The 16,308-nt window shown below is 69.4% G+C and carries 16 protein-coding genes; 5 read left to right on the top strand and 11 right to left on the bottom strand.

What is annotated here, in order from left to right:
- Window positions 1-180: 180 nt before the first annotated feature.
- The 4 genes from LJF27_RS06545 to LJF27_RS06530 all read right to left on the bottom strand — a co-directional run bounded on the left by LJF27_RS06545 (window position 181) and on the right by LJF27_RS06530 (window position 2,432).
- Window positions 181-1,167 (bottom strand): FecR family protein, encoded by a 987-nt coding sequence (locus LJF27_RS06545; RefSeq protein ID WP_003119597.1) that lies wholly within the window; start codon window positions 1,165-1,167, stop codon window positions 181-183.
- Window positions 1,168-1,231: 64 nt separating this feature from the next.
- Window positions 1,232-1,747: an RNA polymerase sigma factor gene (locus tag LJF27_RS06540; protein WP_003107536.1), complete on the bottom strand. Its 516-nt coding sequence runs from the start codon at window positions 1,745-1,747 to the stop codon at window positions 1,232-1,234.
- Between the two features lie 77 nt (window positions 1,748-1,824).
- Window positions 1,825-2,043 carry a hypothetical protein gene (locus tag LJF27_RS06535; RefSeq protein WP_003091846.1) on the bottom strand — a complete coding sequence of 73 codons (219 nt, stop codon included), beginning with the start codon at window positions 2,041-2,043 and terminating at the stop codon, window positions 1,825-1,827.
- A gap of 119 nt (window positions 2,044-2,162) precedes the next feature.
- The gene (locus LJF27_RS06530) at window positions 2,163-2,432 is read right to left on the bottom strand and encodes a DUF2790 domain-containing protein (RefSeq protein ID WP_003091850.1); all 270 of its coding nucleotides are present in this window, start codon (window positions 2,430-2,432) and stop codon (window positions 2,163-2,165) included.
- A gap of 209 nt (window positions 2,433-2,641) precedes the next feature.
- Between LJF27_RS06530 and LJF27_RS06525 the strand changes: the two genes are divergently transcribed.
- The 3 genes from LJF27_RS06525 to LJF27_RS06515 are packed head-to-tail and all read left to right on the top strand — an operon-like array spanning window position 2,642 to window position 3,971.
- Window positions 2,642-2,908 (top strand): YebG family protein, encoded by a 267-nt coding sequence (locus LJF27_RS06525; protein ID WP_003091854.1) that lies wholly within the window; start codon window positions 2,642-2,644, stop codon window positions 2,906-2,908.
- A gap of 35 nt (window positions 2,909-2,943) precedes the next feature.
- The gene (locus tag LJF27_RS06520; RefSeq protein ID WP_023117056.1) at window positions 2,944-3,528 is read left to right on the top strand and encodes a hypothetical protein; all 585 of its coding nucleotides are present in this window, start codon (window positions 2,944-2,946) and stop codon (window positions 3,526-3,528) included.
- 44 nt (window positions 3,529-3,572) lie between these two features.
- Window positions 3,573-3,971 carry a DUF2809 domain-containing protein gene (locus LJF27_RS06515; protein ID WP_016852593.1) on the top strand — a complete coding sequence of 133 codons (399 nt, stop codon included), beginning with the start codon at window positions 3,573-3,575 and terminating at the stop codon, window positions 3,969-3,971.
- On the opposite strand, the gene LJF27_RS06510 is transcribed toward LJF27_RS06515, so the two are convergent.
- The 4 genes from LJF27_RS06510 to LJF27_RS06495 all read right to left on the bottom strand — a co-directional run bounded on the left by LJF27_RS06510 (window position 3,972) and on the right by LJF27_RS06495 (window position 8,360).
- Window positions 3,972-5,084 (bottom strand): dihydrolipoamide acetyltransferase family protein, encoded by a 1,113-nt coding sequence (locus LJF27_RS06510; protein WP_017149248.1) that lies wholly within the window; start codon window positions 5,082-5,084, stop codon window positions 3,972-3,974.
- Window positions 5,085-5,101: 17 nt separating this feature from the next.
- Window positions 5,102-6,103: an alpha-ketoacid dehydrogenase subunit beta gene (locus LJF27_RS06505; RefSeq protein WP_003106981.1), complete on the bottom strand. Its 1,002-nt coding sequence runs from the start codon at window positions 6,101-6,103 to the stop codon at window positions 5,102-5,104.
- Window positions 6,096-7,193 (bottom strand): pyruvate dehydrogenase (acetyl-transferring) E1 component subunit alpha, encoded by a 1,098-nt coding sequence (gene pdhA / locus LJF27_RS06500; RefSeq protein WP_003106978.1) that lies wholly within the window; start codon window positions 7,191-7,193, stop codon window positions 6,096-6,098. Before pdhA ends, LJF27_RS06505 begins: the two co-directional genes overlap by 8 nt.
- 141 nt (window positions 7,194-7,334) lie before the next feature.
- Window positions 7,335-8,360, bottom strand: coding sequence for a Leu/Phe/Val dehydrogenase (locus LJF27_RS06495; protein ID WP_003091859.1), 1,026 nt, complete (start codon window positions 8,358-8,360; stop codon window positions 7,335-7,337).
- 245 nt (window positions 8,361-8,605) lie between these two features.
- Between LJF27_RS06495 and LJF27_RS06490 the strand changes: the two genes are divergently transcribed.
- Window positions 8,606-9,418, top strand: coding sequence for a SirB1 family protein (locus LJF27_RS06490; protein WP_003106976.1), 813 nt, complete (start codon window positions 8,606-8,608; stop codon window positions 9,416-9,418).
- Window positions 9,419-9,424: 6 nt separating this feature from the next.
- On the opposite strand, the gene LJF27_RS06485 is transcribed toward LJF27_RS06490, so the two are convergent.
- The 3 genes from LJF27_RS06485 to LJF27_RS06475 all read right to left on the bottom strand — a co-directional run bounded on the left by LJF27_RS06485 (window position 9,425) and on the right by LJF27_RS06475 (window position 15,242).
- A complete protein-coding gene (locus LJF27_RS06485) occupies window positions 9,425-11,908 on the bottom strand; it encodes a LuxR C-terminal-related transcriptional regulator (RefSeq protein ID WP_012613810.1) in 2,484 nt (827 codons plus the stop codon).
- A 149-nt stretch (window positions 11,909-12,057) separates the two neighbouring features.
- Window positions 12,058-13,428: a DUF1329 domain-containing protein gene (locus LJF27_RS06480; RefSeq protein ID WP_003114488.1), complete on the bottom strand. Its 1,371-nt coding sequence runs from the start codon at window positions 13,426-13,428 to the stop codon at window positions 12,058-12,060.
- A gap of 56 nt (window positions 13,429-13,484) precedes the next feature.
- Window positions 13,485-15,242, bottom strand: coding sequence for a DUF1302 domain-containing protein (locus LJF27_RS06475; RefSeq protein ID WP_003102337.1), 1,758 nt, complete (start codon window positions 15,240-15,242; stop codon window positions 13,485-13,487).
- 284 nt (window positions 15,243-15,526) lie between these two features.
- On the opposite strand from LJF27_RS06475, the gene LJF27_RS06470 reads away from it, so the two are divergent.
- Window positions 15,527-16,270: an AraC family transcriptional regulator gene (locus LJF27_RS06470; protein WP_003119583.1), complete on the top strand. Its 744-nt coding sequence runs from the start codon at window positions 15,527-15,529 to the stop codon at window positions 16,268-16,270.
- The last annotated feature ends 38 nt before the right edge of the window (window positions 16,271-16,308 follow it).

Here is a 16,308-nt window from a genome sequence, read left to right as displayed (position 1 = left end):
AATAAGAATCAGTCTCGTTAAGAGAACGATGGAGGCAGGGAAAGTCAGTAACGGAAATCGAGAAAATTTTTCGCCGGCGGGATCCACGGCTCGAAAATGCGCTTCCCGGCCCCTGCCGGAACAAGCGCGCGGGGCGACTGCCCGGCCCGTGGTCGAGGCTCTCGGAAGCGATCGCGCCGCTCAGTACAGCAGCGTCACTCCCGCCAGGCCCAGGCTGCGCACTCCCAGCTCATCGCTGATCGACTGCAACGAGGCCTCCAGGTCGGCGACCCGGAATACGCCGCTGACCCGCCGCTGCGCCAACGCACCGGGAGCCACCAGCAAATGCCCCGGCCGGTAGCGATTGAGCCGCGCCACCACCTCGCCCAGCGGCTGCTCGTCGAAGACCAGCAGGCCGCGCCGCCAACTGGTCAGGTCGTCGAGGCGACCGCCCAGCGGCGCCTCGACGCCGCCCTCCGCGCTGTAGCGCAGGCTCTCGCCCTCGCCCAGCTCGCGGCGCCCGACGGTCCCCGTGCGCGGATGCGCCAGGGCCACCGCGACGCGGTGTTCGAGCACCCCGACCTGGACGCTGCCGTCGTCGTTGCGGCTGACCAGGAACCGAGTACCCAGCGCGCGAGTGCTGCCGCCGGCGCTTTCCACCACGAAGGGCCGTGTCTCCCGCCCCGCGCGGGGGGCGGCGCGGAAGATCGCGCTGCCTTCGAGCAGGCGCACCCGTCGCTCGCGGCTGTCGTAGGCGACATCGATGGCACTCTGTGCGTCCAGCTCGACCTCGCTGCCATCCACCAGCCGCAGGATGCGTACCTCGCCCTTGCCGGTAGAGTGGTCGGCCAGCCAGGTCACGCCGGCGTCGCGTTCGCTCCAGGCGCTGCCCAGGGCCAGCAGCACCGCCGCCGCCGCGGCCCAGCCGCGCCAGCCCTTGCGCCGCCCCCCGGCGCGGCGCGGCGCGCTGGCAACCGGCGTCTGAACCATCGTCCGCGGTTCGGCCAGCGATCCCAGCTGTTTCCAGGTCCGTTGCGCCAGCGCCAGCGCGGCCGGGTGCCGGGGGTCAGCCGCCAGCCAGCCGTCCAGCGCTTCGCGCCGGGACCGGTCGAGGTCGCCGCCGTCCAGGCGGATCGCCCATTCGGCGGCCTGCTGGCGGATCTGCTGTTGTTCCTGGGGGCTGTTCACGTGCGGCTCTCGTTGGTCGTTATAGAGGTTCAGACGCGCGAACCGGCAAGACTCGGTAATCCATTCAGCGGGAATCCTCGAGTGCCTGCATCACATGGGCCAGGGCGCGGGCCAGGTGCTTCTGCACCGAGCTATCGGAGATTTCCAGGCGTCTCGCCACCTCGGCATGGGTCAGCCCCTCCAGACGGTTGAGACGGAAGATCTCACGGGTGCGCGGCGGCAGTTCGGCGACTATCTCGCGCAGGCGGGCAAGCGCATCGGCATCCACCGCGGACTCCTCGGGGCCGGGCTGGTCGGCGACGAACCCGGCGAGGTCGTCGTTGGGCCGGGTCTCGGTGCGGCGCCGCCGTTCCTGCCGGTAATGGTCGATGGTGAGGTTGTGCGCGGTGCGGTAGAGATAGGCGTCGACATGCTCGATCGGCTCCTTGTGCCGCTGCTCGGCCAGGCGCAGGAAGCTCTCCTGCGCAAGGTCCGCCGCCAGGTGCGGATCGCGGGTCTTGCGCAACAGATACGACTGCAACTGCCGGGCATGCCTGAGAAACAGTGCCTTGAGATCCTGCTCCGCCAACGGCGCATCCACCCACGTCCTTTCAGAAGGGCAGCAGCATATTTTTTATGATAATGATTTTCAATCGTATTCTTGTGAGATACCGGGGCTCAGCCGAACACCGAGCCGCCGCCGAGGTAGGCCAGGCCCGCGCCAAGGGCCGCCAGCGCCAGCGGCGGGCGCATCGGCGCGTCGTTGATGGCGAAGGCCAGTTGCGCCAGCGGAAACAGCAGCAGGCAGAGCAATGCGCAGGGGATCGAACGGCGGCCGCCGCTGGCCACGGACCAGACGTAGCCGATGAGCAGGAGGGCGAAACCGAGGTCTTGCATGCCGGGCATCCTTGCGGGGCGGAAGGTATGCGCCGCGCAACGGGCGGCAGGCGCGCAACCTTAGCAGAAGCGCGGGAGCCGAGGAAAACCCGGCGCGGCCCGTGCCGCACCGGGTTCGCTCAATTGCCGCTGCAGCCGCTGCCCCAGGCCTTGTACTCGACGGTATGCCGCTCGCCCTGCGAGTCCTCGTAGACCAGGCGCGCCGGGACGATCCCACAGGCGCTCCACAGGTCGGTCTTGTAGATCACCCGGGCGATGTCCAGGCGCCCTTCCACGTAGTGCTGGCGGAGCGATTTCGAGTCCGGGTTGGGTCCGTAGGGCTGCTGCTGCGCCTGGGCCAGCGGCGCCAGGCCGAGCAGCGCGACAAGTGCCAACGGGATCACTCTCATGAGGATGTCTCCTTGGTAGAACGTTCAGCCTGAAACTACGCTGCGGAGACTGTCAGGCTCATGAGCCCGGCGTGACATTTCTGTCAGACGACGACCGCCCCGGCAATGCGCCGGCAATCCTGGCGCTATCCACGGACGGCAAGACGCCATATACTGGATGGATAACCAGTCAAAGCAACCTTGCGACTCAGAAGGCACAGAGGTGATGAATGGCCGTCGAAGTGGTGTACCGCAGCAGCCGGGATCAGGAGCGTTTGTTCATGGACAAGGCTGAAGCCGATCGTTACGACAAGATGCTGGAGCTGGCGGAAACGCTGGCCGAGGTGCTGCAGAAGGCGGTGCCGTCGCTGAAGGAAGAACAGGTGGAAGAACTCGGCATCTTCATGGCGAAGAACCGCGACGCCTTCGCCCGCGCCTTCAAGAACCAGCCGGACGCCCTCAACGAACTGTTCGAGGAAAACGCCGCGGACGAATGAGCCGCCGCTGCAAGCAAAGCGCAAGGAGCCGAAACATGCCGCGACAACTTGCCGGCCTGCTGTGCATCCTCCTCGGCCTCGCCGGTGCCCCTGCCCTCGCCTGCCCGTTCCGGGCCACGGACGCCGAGACACCGGCAGCCTCTGCCGGCGCCGCGCAGGTCCTGGCCCTGGGCGGCGCCGGCAGGCTGCAACTCGACCTGCAACGGGCCCCCGCCACTCTGCTGCACAGCGGCGACCTGCTGATCGCCCGCTACGCCGAGGGTCATTACCTCGCCCACCGCCTGCTCGAAGGCAACGAGATGGGCGCGGACGAGGGCGAACGGCTCGACCTTCCGCGACAGGTTCGCCTGCTCTTCGGAGCCCTGCCGCTGGACGGCCTGCCCGACGCCGAGCGCGAGCGTCTCCAGGCGCAGCGCCAGGCCCTCGGTCTGTGCGACCGGCGCGCCAGCGTCAGCCGCTACCGCGTGGCCGGCACCGAGGTCTATCGCCTGCGCGGCAGCCAGGCCGGCAAGCCCTACCACGCGCTCTACCTGCTCGACGGTCCCCAGGTGCACTACCTCGACAGCTCCGGCAGCGACGCCTTCGTCGAACAACTGCTCGCCAGCCTGCGACGCCGCTGAGTCCGCGCGGCGCTTGTCCGCCCCCCATCGACCAGGAAGGCCCCATGCCCGCTCTCCCCGCCTCCCCCGTCCGCTCCCGACGCTGGCGCCTGGACCGGCGCAGCCTGCTGCTGGCAATGCTGCTGTTCGGCCTGCTGGTCCTGCTCGCCACCCTGGGCCGGCATTGGGGCTGGATACGCAGCTTCGGCGGCGACCTGCTGGCGGTGGTCTGGCTCTACTACCTGATGGGCAGCGCGCTCAGGGCGCCGGCCGCCTGGCTGGCATCCGCCGCCTTTGCCGTCGGCGCGCTGCTGGAACTGGGCCAGTACCTGGCGGCGCAACTGCATTGGCAATTCTCCAGCCCCGTGCTGCGCATCGTTCTCGGTAGCACCGCCGACGGCTTCGACCTGCTCGCCTATGCCCTCGGCGCGCTGCTGGCATGGTGGCTGGAGCGCCGGCGCTGATCAGCCGTCGGGCTGCTCCAGGGCGTTCACCAGTACCTTGAGGAAACGCGCCGCCTCGCCACCGGTGGCCGCGCGGTGATCGAAGCTCAGCGAGAGCGGCAGGATCGGGTGGATCGCCATCTCGCCGCGCCAGGCCACTACTTCGTCGCGGATGCCGCCGGCGCCGAGGATGGCCACCTGCGGCGGCACCACCACGGGGTTGGCGTAGCGGCCGAACAGGGTGCCGAAGTTGGATAGGGTCAGGGTCGCGCCGAGCATTTCCGCCGGCGGGATCGAGCGTGCCTGGACGTCTTCGCGCAGGCGCCGCATACCGGCGCGCAGGTCCTCCGCCGAACGCGCACCGACGTCGCGCAGCACCGGCACGAACAGGCCGTCCGGGGTGTCCACGGCGATCCCCAGGTCGAGCCGCTCATGCAGTTTCAGCGACAACGAGGCGCCATCGAACCAGGCGTTGAGGGTCGGCTCGGCGCGACAGGCCTCGGCCAGCGCCTGGGCCAGGCGGATCAACGGGTCGCGTGCGGTCTTCCAGCGATGCAGGTCGGCGTCGCCGTAGATCGTCACCGGCACCACCTCGGCATGCGAGCGCGCCATGTTCAGCGCCATGCTCCGCCGTACCCCGCGCAAGCGCTCGCCGCCGAAGCGTTCGCGGGCGCCCTGGGCGGCGGCGTCGACGTCGGCGCGGGTGATCAGGCCATCCGGGCCGGAGCCGCTCAGGCCGGCCAGTTCGACGCCCTGCTGGCGGGCGAACTGGCGCACCGCCGGGGTCGCGCGCGGTGCCAGGTGTTCGCGGGTGGACGGTGCGGCGCCGATGAAGAAACGGTCTTCCAGGGCGCTACCGCCGCCCTCCAGGCGCCCCACCACGGTACCGGCGTCCGCCTCCTCGCCCTCGAAGCCCACCAGCGGTTCGCCGACGTGGAGGATGTCGCCCTCGGCGCCGAACAGCTTGCCCACCACCCCATCGTAGGGCGCAGGGATGTCCACCAGCGCCTTGGCGGTTTCCACCGAGACCAGGCGCTGGTCGGCGCGCACGCTGTCGCCGGCCTTGACGTGCCATTCGACGATTTCCGCTTCCTGCAGGCCCTCGCCCAGGTCGGGCAGCTTGAAGTGCTTCATGGTCGTCTCCCCTTGGCTCAGGCGTAGCCGAGCACGGTGTCGCAGGCCGCCAGGATGTCCTCCACGGCGGGCATGTACAGCGCTTCCAGGCGGTACAGCGGCGGCGGGATATCGGCCGCGGCGACCCGCTGGATCGGCGCCCGCAGGTCGAACAGGACACGCTCGTAGAGGCTCGCGGCGATTTCCCCGCCGAGGCCGCCACTCTTCGGCGCCTCATGGACGATCACGCAGCGACCGGTCTTGCGCACCGAGGCTTCGAGGGTGTCGAGGTCGAGCGGCTTGAGGCAGGCGACGTCGATCACTTCGGCCTCGATGCCGCGCTGCGCCAGGCGCTCGGCGGCCTGCTGGGTCTCGTGGACGCTGGCGCCCCAGCTGACCAGGGTCAGGTCGCCGCCTTCGCGAAGGGTGAAGCAACTGTCCAGCGGCAGGCGCCGGGCGTCGTCCGCCAGCGGCTGCGGGTTCATCCGGTAGAGCCGGGTCGGCTCGAGGAAGATCACCGGATCGGGATCGTCGATCGCCGCCAGGAGCAGGCCGTAGGCCCGCGCCGGCGACGACGGCACCAGCACGCGGACGCCGGGGATGTGCGCGAACATCGCCTCGGTCGCCTCGCTGTGGTGCTCCGGCGCGCGGATCCCCGCGCCCATCGGCGTGCGCAGCACCAACGGGCAGGCCAGGCGGCCGCGGGTGCGATTGCGCAGGCGGCTGGCATGGGACACCAGTTGCTCCATGGCGGCGTAGATGAAGCCCATGAACTGGATCTCCATCACCGGCTTCAGGCCCTGGGCGGCCATGCCGATGGACAGTCCGGCGATCATGTTCTCCGCCAGCGGCGTATCCAGCACCCGCTTGAAGCCGAAGCGCTCGCGCAGGCCGAGGGTGGCGCGAAACACCCCGCCGTTGACCCCGACGTCTTCGCCCAGCACCACCACCGTCTCGTCCTCGGCCATGGCCCGGTGCAACGCCAGGTTGACCGCCTCCAGAAGGGCCAGGCGTTTCGCTTCGCCGTTGCGCTCATTCATGTTCGGCCCCTCCCTGCCGCCGCGCGGCGCGCTCCAGCAATTGCTCGCGCTGCTCCTCCAGGACCGCCGGCCAGCGCGCGTAGACATGCTCGAACAGTGCCTGCGGCGCCTGCGCGGCGAACGTCTCGAAACGCTCCACCGCCTCCTGCACCCGCGCCTGGCACTCGCCCACCAGCGCCTGCTCGCGCTCCTCGTCCCACTGGCCGCGGCCGGCGAGGAAGGCGCGCAGGCGCTTGATCGGCTCCTCGCGCCAGGCCTGGTTGACCTCCTCGGCGGAACGGTAGCGGCTGGCGTCGTCGGCCGTGGTGTGGTCGCAGAGGCGATAGCTGATGCACTCCAGCAGGGTCGGCCCCTTGCCCTGGCGCGCGCGCTCCAGGGCCGCGCGGACGCGTTCGGCGACCGCCAGCACGTCGTTGCCGTCCACCTGTTCGCCGGGGAAGCCGGCACCCACCGCTTTCTCCGCCAGGGTCGGCGCGCCGCACTGGATGCGCCGCGGCACCGAGATCGCCCACTGGTTGTTGTTGACCACGAAGAGCACCGGCAACTGCCAGGCGCCCGCCACGTTCAGCGCCTCGAGGAAATCGCCCTTGCTGGTGGCGCCGTCGCCGCAGGTGGTCACCGCCACCCGGTGTTCGCCGCGGATGCGGAACGCCGAGGCGACCCCGCAGGCATGCAGGGCCTGGGTGGCGATCGGCACGCAAATGGGAAAGTCCTGCGCCGCCAGCGGTTCGGCGTAGTCGCTGCCGCGCTCGTCGCCGCCCCAGTAGAGGAGGATGTCCTCCATGCGCACGCCGCGCATCAATTGCACGGCGGTATCGCGGTAATACGGCACCAGCACGTCCTCGGCGCGCATCTGGCTGCCGATGGCCACGCCGATGGCTTCCTGGCCGAGGGTTGGCGCATAGGTGCCGATCCGCCCGGTACGCTGGAGGGCCACCGCCTTCTGGTCGAACAGGCGGGTCAGGAGCATCTGCCGGTAGAGGCCGACCAGCGCATCGCTGTCGCCGGCCCAGGCGGGCAACTCGCCGAGGGGCCGACCGTCGCTGTCGAGGTAGCGGGTGAAAGGCGGGTCGATCCGGTTGTGAACCATCGCAAACCTCCTCCGCACGCCGGGTAGGCGTGCCGCTCAGGGTCGCGCCGCGGGTGGCGGCGTGCACGCGCGGCGCGGCGGGGGTGGCCCGCACTGCCGCTGGCGAGGCCCGCTGGCGGCCTCGCCGGAAACGCCGGCCCGTCACTGCGGGCCGTAGAGAATCCGTTCCGCCAGACGGTCGGCGATCCGCGCCGGCGACTGGTGGTCGGCCTGGGCATGGGCATAGATCTCGGTGAGCCGCGCGGGAATCCGCGCCAGGTGCGCGGTGATGCTGTGCGGATCGGCGCCGCGGTGCTTGAGGGCGACGTAGATCAGGCCGCCGGAGTTGATCACGTAGTCCGGCGCATAGAGGATGCCGCGCGCCTCCAGCTCGTCGGCGACCTCCGGCCGCTCCAACTGGTTGTTCGCCGCCCCGGCCACCGCCGCGCAGCGCAACTGGCTGACGCTCTGGCTGGTGAGCACGCCGCCCAGCCCGCAGGGCGCGAGGATGTCGCATGGGGTGGAAAGCAATGCCTCCGGCGCCAGCGGATGGGCGCCGAGCTGCTCGACGGCCAGTTGCACCCGGCCGGGATCGAGGTCGCAGACCAGCAACTCGGCGCCGACCGCCGCCAGTTGCTCGGCCAATGCGTAGCCGACGTGGCCGAGCCCCTGCACCGCGACCCGCAGGCCTTCCAGGTCGTCGCTGCCGAGGCGCGCCTGGGCGCTGGCGCGAATCCCGGCGAACACGCCGAGGGCGGTATGCGGCGAGGGGTCGCCGGCCTGGGTGGTGCTGGTGACGTGGCGGGTCTGCTGGGCGATGCAGTCCATGTCGGCGCTGGAGGTACCGCTGTCCACCGCAGTGATGTAGCGTCCGCCGAGGCTTTCGATGAAGCGCCCGAAGGCCTCGAACAGCGCGCCGCGATTGTCCAGGTGCGGCGGGCGGATGATCACCGCCTTGCCGCCGCCCTGCTCCAGCCCGGCCAGGGCCGCCTTGTAGCTCATGCCCTGGGCCAGGCGGATGGCGTCGCCGATGGCGGCTTCGTCGTTGGGGTAAGGCAGGTAGCGACAACCACCCAGCGCCGGGCCGAGTCGCGTGCTGTGGATGGCGATAATGGCCTTGAGTCCCGTGGCCGGGTCTTGGGCGAGGTGGAGACCCTCGAGCCGGGCCGCGTCCATCATGTCGAACATGCTGGGGCTCCCCTGCTTGCTGCTTGTTGTCCGGGCCGGGCCGTTGCCGCCCGGCACCTTCAGTATAGGCAGGCGTCGGCGAAACGCCCGCAAGGCCGACGACCAGGCGGCGGCGCTCGCCGAGCCGGGTACTGGACGAAGCTTCGGCGGACGGTTACAACCTTGGGGTCCGCCCGCTCGAAACCGGCCCCGGCGTGCTCCGAACGGCCCGTCCGCAGCGATCCAGGCGCACCAGGAGGAAAGCCATGGACCCGCGTCAAGCCTGCCTCGATTGTCTCGCCCAGGAACCGCCAGCGCTGTTCGAGGCGGCCCTGTGGATCGCCGCGGAGCACCTCCCGGCGTATTCGCCCGCCCACGCCCTGCGCGAGCTCGACGAACTCGTCCGGCAGATCGGCGCCAGCCTGGACGACCGCGCCTCGGCCAGCGAGCGCGCCCAGGGGTTGCTGCGGCGAATGAGCGAACAGGGTTTCTGCGAAGACGACGACTTCCCCCTGCAACCGCGCTCGGCCCTGCTCCCGCTGGTGCTGCAGCGGCGCCAGGGACAGCCGTTGTCGCTGGCGCTGGTGGCCATGGAACTGGCGCGGCGGCTGGACATTCCGCTGGTCGGAGTGAACTTCCCGGGACGCTTCCTGCTGCGCGTGCCGCAGGCCGACCATCTGCTCGACCCGGCCACCGGGCGACGCCTCTATACCCCCGACTGCCGCGAACTGCTGCTGCGCCTGCAAGGGCCGAAGAGCGAACTGCAAGCCGCCTACCTGAAGCAGGCCTCTCCCGGGGAAATCCTCCAGCGTCTGTCGCGCAACCTGCGACAACTGCACAGCGCCGCCGGCGAGCCGCTGGCCGCGCTGAAGGATGCCCAGCGGGTGATCGAACTCGGCCCGGTGGGCGCCGCCGACCACGAGGCCCGCGCCGGCCTCTATCGGCAACTGGATTGCCCGCAGGCGGAACGCTACGACCTGGAACGCGCGCTCTTGCTCAGCGACGATCCCACCGAGCAACTGCGCCTCGGCCAGCGCCTGGGCGAACTCGCCCCGCCGACCAGCCGCGCCCTGCACTGAGGCCGCTCAGGCGAGCAGGCCGAGGGCCTTGGCCCGCGCCACCGCCTGGGTCCGACGGGCCACCCCGAGCTTGCCGTTGATCCGCCGGGCGTGGGTCTTCACCGTGTGCAGGGAAATGAACAGTTGCTCGCCGATCTCCTGGTTGGAGCAGCCCTGGGCGATCAGGCCGAGCACCGCCAGCTCCCGACAACTGAGCGGACTGAGCCCCTCCTCTTCTTCCCCCGGCAGGGCGGCGAACAGTTGCGGCTGGCGATCCCGCAGTCGCCGCTGCGGCAGTTGCAGGCCTAGCCGCTCCGCCAGCTCCAGGCCGCTGCGCAGGGTCTGCTGGGCCTGGGGCAATTGTCCGGAGAGGAACTGGCACTCGGCGATACCCATGCGCACTTCGCAAAGCAGCGTCTGCCGCCCCTGCGCCTCGAGAATGGCGAGCAGCCCGCGCAGCCGCGCTTCGGCGGCGGCTGCCTCGCCGCTGTAGAGTTCGGCCAGTGCCAATTGGTGCTCTACCCGCGCTTCCAGCTCCGGTTCGGAGGGCGGCGACAGGCGCGCCCGTCCCGGCTGGAAGTAGGCGCGGACCCGCAGCAGGATCTCCCGCGCCTGCGCCGGCCGTCCCTGCTGCAGGGTCAGGGCGGAGCTGACCAGCAGCAGCGCGCCGCGATACAGCGGATCGGGGACATGGCGCTGCTGCATCAGCCGTTCGACCTCCAGCAGGCGGTTGAACGCCGCGTCCAGGTCGCCCTGCCCGGCCTCCAGCAAGGCCAGTCCCAGGTAGCCGTAGAGCGCCCAGGGATCGAGATTCTCCCGTGCCTGCTCCAGGCCCAGCCGATACCAGTGCCCGGCCTCGACCTCGCGGCCCTGCTGCAGGCACAGGCGCGCGCGGCGCAGGGCGATCCGGCCGAGCATCGGGCTGCCCTGCTGGCCGAGGTCCTCCAGGTAGCGCTGGGCGCGATCGAGGACGCCTTCTGCGCGCAGCAGTTCGCCGCGCTGCTCCAGCCACTGCGCCCGCTCCAGTTCGATCAACGCCTCGAAGATCAGGCTGTCGTGCTCGCGCGCCAGGCGCAAGGCATCGCGGCCGATCAACCGCGCCTGGTCCATCCGCCCCTCGATCATCGCCAGTTGCATCAGCGCCGAGCGGCAGATCAGTCCCTGCGACCAGGCGTCCTCCGGCAGTTGCTCCAGCGCCTCGCGCAGGTAGTCGGCGGCGCCGCGCTCGCCGCGGCAGTGCAGGAGGATCCCGAACAAGCCCTGCCATTGCGCCAGCAGCACCCGCTGGCGGGACGCCGAGGGCATCGGCAGGAAGCGCGCCAACTGGCCGATGCAGTCCTCGGCTTCGGCCAGGCGTCCGGCGTAGAGCAGCGTCCAGGCATTCAGGATCACCAGGCGCGGCGTGCTGGCCAGCAGCGCCGCCGGCAGTTCGTCGCGCAGGGCCAGGACCATGCCGATGTTGTGGCCGTGCAGCAATTGCTCCTCGGTGAGCTTCTGCAACAATCCGGCGGCGGTTTCCGGTTCGTCGGCGGCCAGCGCCTGGTCGACCGCCTCGCGGGTCTCGCCGTGTTCGGCGAACCATTCGCAGGCTTCCCGGTGGAAGTCCCGCTGCGGGCGCTGCGGCGCTTCGCGCCAGGCCTCGCGGATCGCCGGCGGCAGGCTGTAGCGCTGGTTCGTATCGGCCAGCAGGGGGAAGCCCCGCGCCAACAGGTCGTCCAGCCCGTGGGGCAGCTCCTCGAACAGCCGGCGGAACAGCTCCGGACCGACTTGCGGCAGCCAGGCCAGGGCACGTGCGGCGTCGGCCAGCGGCGGCGGCAGCTCGTCGAGCAACTCGTGCTGGAGGTATTCCTGCAACAACGGTCCGGCCGTCTCTTCGCCGACCAGCAGGCGCAAGCGCAACGCGGCGCACCAACCGCCGCTGCGTTCCAGCAGTGCCCCGGCCGTAGCGGCATCGGCGCTGCGCCCGTGCAGGCGGAGCAGTTCGGCGACCTCGTCGGCATCGAACGCCAGCAGGCCGCCGTCGACCTCCAGCAACTCCCCTTCCAGCAGCAACCGCGCCAGGTTGCACTGCGGCCGCCGCCGGCTCGCCAGCCACCAGCCCACCCGTGGCGAGGCCGCGCTCAACAGGCGATCGAGGCAGGCGTCGAGGGCGGGGTCGGGGTGCCGTGGGTAATCGTCGAGCAGCAGCCACAGCGCGGAAGCGTTACGCAGCCGCCGGCACAGCTGCGCTTCGTCGCTGTCCTCGGGCAAGCCGAGGGCGCCGGCCAGGCGGCGGCGGAAGGTCGCGGGGTCCAGCGCTTCCCCGCCCAGCGCCAGCCAGACCACCTGCACGCCAGGCGGCGCCCGCCGCGCGCATTCTCCGAGGAGGACGGTCTTGCCGCTGCCGGCGGGCGCGCAGAGCAGTCGCAGGCGGCATTCGCCGCGCAGCAGCGGCTGGTGCAAACGGGGCCGCGGCAGGTGCTGCGGCGGCAGCCGCGGCAAGGCGGCGGGCAGCTCGGTCGGCTCGGTCATGGCAGTGCTCTTGTTCTGTCGAAGCGCCTTGCCGGGAGCCTAGACCGCGCCTGCCCCGCTGCTGAACGATGATTGCGCCGGGTGATGGGCCGTCATAACGAACGAGCGCGTCGGCACAAGCCGCCACGCTCGTCGCGACTGGCCGGGACTCAGCGTACCCCGGCGTTGCGCAGGGCGGCCGGCGTGTAGTCGGCGGACGAGGCCTTGAAGCCGAACTCGTAGCCGCGCTTCTCCTCGTTGTTCATGCCCAGCGCCAGGTAGCGACCGGCGATCACGTCGTAGAGCGCCTCCAGGGTGTAGCCGGCGACCTTCTGGTCGTAGTGGTACTGCGCGTGGCCCTCGCCGACCCGCCAGAGCTGGCCGCGACCGTCGTAGTGGTCGACCAGGGCGATCTGCCAGCTGTCCTCGTCGATGTACATGTGGCGCTTGGCGTAGATGTGCCGCTCGCCCGGCTTCACCGTGCCGACCACTTCCCACACCCGGTGCAGCTCGTAGCGGGTCAGGTCCTGGTTGATGTGCCCGGCCTTGATGATGTCGCTGTACTTCAGGGTCGGGTCGTTGAGCTTGTAGGCGTTGTAGGGGATGTACATCTCGCGCTTGCCGACCAGCTTCCAGTCGTAGCGGTCCGGGGCGCCGGAGAACATGTCGAAGTTATCCGAGGTGCGCAGGCCGTCGGCGGCGGTGCCCGGGCCATCGTAGGCCACCTGCGGGGCGCGCCGCACGCGGCGCTGGCCGGCGTTGTAGACCCAGGCCAGGCGCGGCTCCTTGACCTGGTCGAGGGTCTCGTGGACCAGCAGCACGTTGCCCGCCAGGCGCGCCGGCGCGGTCACCTGCTGCTTGAAGAAGGTGAGGATGTTGGCCGCCTTGCTCTGGTCGAGGTCGGGCATGTTCTGCGGGAATGCCACCGACTCCTCGAAGCGGATCGGCGTGAAGCTGCCGTTGGTCTGCGGGGTGGCCTGGACGATGGTGCGCTTGAGGTTGCCGCCGCGGTAGCGGGTGATGTGGTTCCAGAGCACTTCGACGCCGTTCTTCGGAATCGGGAAGGCGTAGTAGCGGCTCTTCTCGAAATTCGACAGGCCGTTGCCGTCGTTGATCGGCTGCACGTTCAGCGCGCTCTGCTTGACCGCCTCGTCGATCTCGGCCGGCAGGGCCACCGTGCGATGGGTCTTGTACACCGGGATCCGGTAGGTTTCCGGGTAGCGCTTGAACATCGCCAACTGGCCGTCGGAGAGCTTGTCCTTGTATTGCTCGACGTTCTGCGCGGTGATGGTGAACAGCGGCTTCTCGTCGGCAAAGGGATCGGAAAGGAAGCCCTTGCCATCGACCTTGCCGGCGCTGGCCGCGAGGCCGCCGGTCCAGGCCGGGATGCTGCCGTCGGCGTTGCCTTCCTTCTGCGCGCCGATGGGGGTCAGGCTGCTGCCGAGCTTGGCGGCCTCGTCGGGCGAAACCGCCGCCGTTACCGAACCGGCCAGCAGGCTGAGGGCCAGCGCCCCGGAGGACAGGAGTCGTGCTGTTTTCATGCGTCGTTATCCTTGTTCGTATCCGCGAAAGCGGCCGCCCCGAGGGGCGGCGGACCTCAGAAGTTCACCCCGAAGCTCACCGCGAGGAAGTCGCGGTCGTTGATCGGGTTGTAGTTGCCGCCGAAGAAGTCGGTGTAGCTGATGCTGGCGGTATAGGTGTTCTGGTAGTCGGCATCGAGGCCGACGCTGACGGCCTTGGCGCCCTCGCTGAAGTTCGGCCCGTAGCCCTCGACGTCGTGCGACCAGGCCAGGTTCGGCTTCAGGTTGACCCCGGCGAACACGTTGGGATATTCGAGGATCCCGCGCAGGCGATAGCCCCACGAGTTGCGGGTGTAGAAGCCGTGGCTGTTGCACTCCTGCGGGTTGGCCACGTTGAGCGCGCCGGTGCACAAGGCGTTGTTCGGCAGTTCGCCGATGCCGTAGATGGCGTCGCGGCCGTAGCGCAGATCGTCGCCGTCGACCCCGCTGAGGTGGTTGTAGCCGACTTCGCCGACCACGGTCAGGCGGTCGGCCGCCAGTACCCGGTCGAAGAACTGGGTGACGGTCACCTGTGCCTGGGTCACCGGCTTGCGCACGTAGCCGTTGATCACCTCGCCGGCGCGCGGGGTGGCGAAGCCGCTGTCGTAGATCGGGTTGCCGAACAGGGTGGTCGGGTAGATCGCGGCGATCGACATGTCGGTGCTGTTGATTTGTAGCGGCATGTTCGGCCGGTAGCTCAGCTCGCCGGCCACCGAGGTGCTGCCGATGTTGGTCTGGAAGCTCAGGCCGTAGAGGCGGATGTCCTCGGGATAGTCGATGAAGTAATAGCCGGTGGAGCGCCCGGTGACCGGGTCGGAGGTGGCCAGGCCGTTGCCGGCGATCACACTGTAGTACGGGTTGCGACTGTGGTAGTTCATCGCGTACAGGCCGAACTCGGTGTCGTTCAGCTCCGCCGCGTACCAGCGCAGGGCCAGGCCCCACTGGCCGCTGTCGCGGGCATCGCGATCGCCGGCGCGCGGCAGGTAGCGGTAGCCGTTGGCCGGGTTCGGGTCGAAGTCGCTGCCGGCGTAGACCATCCGCTCGCAGCCATCGGCGACCACGTCGGTGGTAGAGAAGAAGGTGCCGCAGTTGTCGATCACCGTCTGGTCCCACTCCAACTGGTAGAAGCCTTCGACGGTCAGCGCGTCGCTGATGCCCTGGGACAGGTAGAGCATGTTCACCGGGATCAGGCCTTCCTTGATCTCCGCGCCGGGCCGGCGGAACGCGGCGACGTCCATCGGGTTGATGCTGTTGATCGAGTTCTGGATGAACGTGCTCTCGCCCCAGCTCACCACCTGCTTGCCGACCCGCACGCTGCCGGGCAGGTCGCCGATGCTGTAGTTGTGGTAGAGGAAGGCATCGAGCAGCTGCGCCCCGGAGGACTTGGCGCCCTCCTTGCGATTGTGGTCGTCGATGTCGTAGAGCAGGCGGTGTTCGTCCTTCAGCTCGAAGTCGTACCAGTACTTGCCACGGAAAAACGCGCCGGTATCGCCGTACTTGAGTTCGAGATCGTGGATGCCCTTGAAGATCTTCGAGAAGGTTTCGCCCTTCTTGAAGTTCAGCCGGCCGTCGTCGGAGGTCTGCGACGAGGCGTGGCCGCCGTTGCGGGTGCCGATGTAGTCCTTGTCGGCGGAACGCATGGACCAGCTGGCCCCCACCGACAGCGACGAGTCGAATTGCCCTTCGATCTCCCCGATGTTGAATGACACGGCCGAGGCCTGGGTGGCGCAACCCAGGGCTGTGGCCGCAGCGAGTGCGTGCAGAGGGAAGATTCCGCGCCTTTTTGTTGTTGTCATGCGGCTCTCCTGACAGGGTCGAGGTGGCTACACCCTACCCAGCGGCCCGAACGGCGGTAAGCGCACCAAGGAGGTATTCCGGCTGTCGCCCGAAAGAGTGAACAGGGGCCCTGGAAAGCGCCTCGGCGAACGCCATATGCAGGATGGATACGCCGTCATCCAGTGCATGGATGACAGCGCGGCACTGTTCCGCCGGCGGCGGCGATGGCATCCTTCGCTGCATGCAGCCCGAACAGACCATTCCCGCCGACCGCGATCTCGCCGACGCCACCCGCGAGACGGTCATGCGTTATCACCTCAGCTGGAAGCACCGCGACATCGACGCGGTGATGGCGCTCTATCATCCCGAGGTCGAATACAACGACTTCTTCCAGAACCGCCGGATGCGCCTGGCCGATCTCCGCGAGTACGTCGAGGCGACCATGCCCAAGGGCCCCGACGAGTCGCTGGAGCACACCGACCGTATCCGCTTCGACGGCGATACCGCCTTCATCCAGTACCGCCTGCGGGTGACCCTCAGCGGCCGCCTGGCTTCGTTCCGCGCCAGCGAGGCGATCACCGTGCGCGACGGCCTGATCTGGCGCATCAACGAATACGCCTCGCTGGTCCACGAAAGCGGCGGCGGAGCCCAGGCCGGCGGCGACGGCCGGCCGCCGGCCAGCCGCCTGGGGCTTTCGGCCAAGCAGCTGAGCCTGCTGGCACGCGACCTGGAGCACTACTTCCAGCAGGCCCAGCCCTATCTCGATCCGGACCTGGACCTGACCCAGGTGGCCAATGCCACCGGCTATACGCGCAACCAGATTTCCTACCTGCTCAACCAGGTGCTCGGCCTGAGCTTCTACCAGTACGTCAACCAGACCCGCCTGCAACACCTGCTCGGCCAGCTTTCCGGCGAGCTGCCCGGACGGGTCGACGAACTGGCCTTCGCCGCCGGCTTCAATTCGCTGTCGGCCTTCTACCGCTGCTTCCGCCAGCACACCGGCCAGTCTCCGCGCGAATACCTGAAGCGCCTGTCGTCGCGCCGCTGAGATTTCCCAGCGGACCCGCGCGCACGACAGGCGCACGG

Origin of the sequence: Pseudomonas sp. 203-8, assembly GCF_020708595.1 — a bacterium.
In the GTDB taxonomy this organism is placed as follows: Bacteria; Pseudomonadota; Gammaproteobacteria; order Pseudomonadales; family Pseudomonadaceae; genus Pseudomonas; species Pseudomonas aeruginosa.
The sequence above is the reverse complement of the archived record's forward strand: the minus strand, read 5'-3'. Positions and strand labels throughout refer to the sequence as shown.

Bases quoted from the DNA above. Each gene is read 5' to 3' on its own strand.
- LJF27_RS06510 (WP_017149248.1), bottom strand. From the start codon at position 5,084: ATGAAGCACTTCAAGCTGCCCGACCTGGGCGAGGGCCTGCAGGAAGCG.
- LJF27_RS06505 (WP_003106981.1), bottom strand. From the start codon at position 6,103: ATGAATGAGCGCAACGGCGAAGCGAAACGCCTGGCCCTTCTGGAGGCG.
- LJF27_RS06480 (WP_003114488.1), bottom strand. From the start codon at position 13,428: ATGAAAACAGCACGACTCCTGTCCTCCGGGGCGCTGGCCCTCAGCCTG.
- LJF27_RS06470 (WP_003119583.1), top strand. From the start codon at position 15,527: ATGCGTTATCACCTCAGCTGGAAGCACCGCGACATCGACGCGGTGATG.
- LJF27_RS06525 (WP_003091854.1), top strand. From the start codon at position 2,642: ATGGCCGTCGAAGTGGTGTACCGCAGCAGCCGGGATCAGGAGCGTTTG.
- pdhA (WP_003106978.1), bottom strand. From the start codon at position 7,193: ATGGTTCACAACCGGATCGACCCGCCTTTCACCCGCTACCTCGACAGC.
- LJF27_RS06530 (WP_003091850.1), bottom strand. From the start codon at position 2,432: ATGAGAGTGATCCCGTTGGCACTTGTCGCGCTGCTCGGCCTGGCGCCG.
- LJF27_RS06535 (WP_003091846.1), bottom strand. From the start codon at position 2,043: ATGCAAGACCTCGGTTTCGCCCTCCTGCTCATCGGCTACGTCTGGTCC.
- LJF27_RS06515 (WP_016852593.1), top strand. From the start codon at position 3,573: ATGCCCGCTCTCCCCGCCTCCCCCGTCCGCTCCCGACGCTGGCGCCTG.
- LJF27_RS06520 (WP_023117056.1), top strand. From the start codon at position 2,944: ATGCCGCGACAACTTGCCGGCCTGCTGTGCATCCTCCTCGGCCTCGCC.
- LJF27_RS06495 (WP_003091859.1), bottom strand. From the start codon at position 8,360: ATGTTCGACATGATGGACGCGGCCCGGCTCGAGGGTCTCCACCTCGCC.
- LJF27_RS06475 (WP_003102337.1), bottom strand. From the start codon at position 15,242: ATGACAACAACAAAAAGGCGCGGAATCTTCCCTCTGCACGCACTCGCT.
- LJF27_RS06485 (WP_012613810.1), bottom strand. From the start codon at position 11,908: ATGACCGAGCCGACCGAGCTGCCCGCCGCCTTGCCGCGGCTGCCGCCG.
- LJF27_RS06490 (WP_003106976.1), top strand. From the start codon at position 8,606: ATGGACCCGCGTCAAGCCTGCCTCGATTGTCTCGCCCAGGAACCGCCA.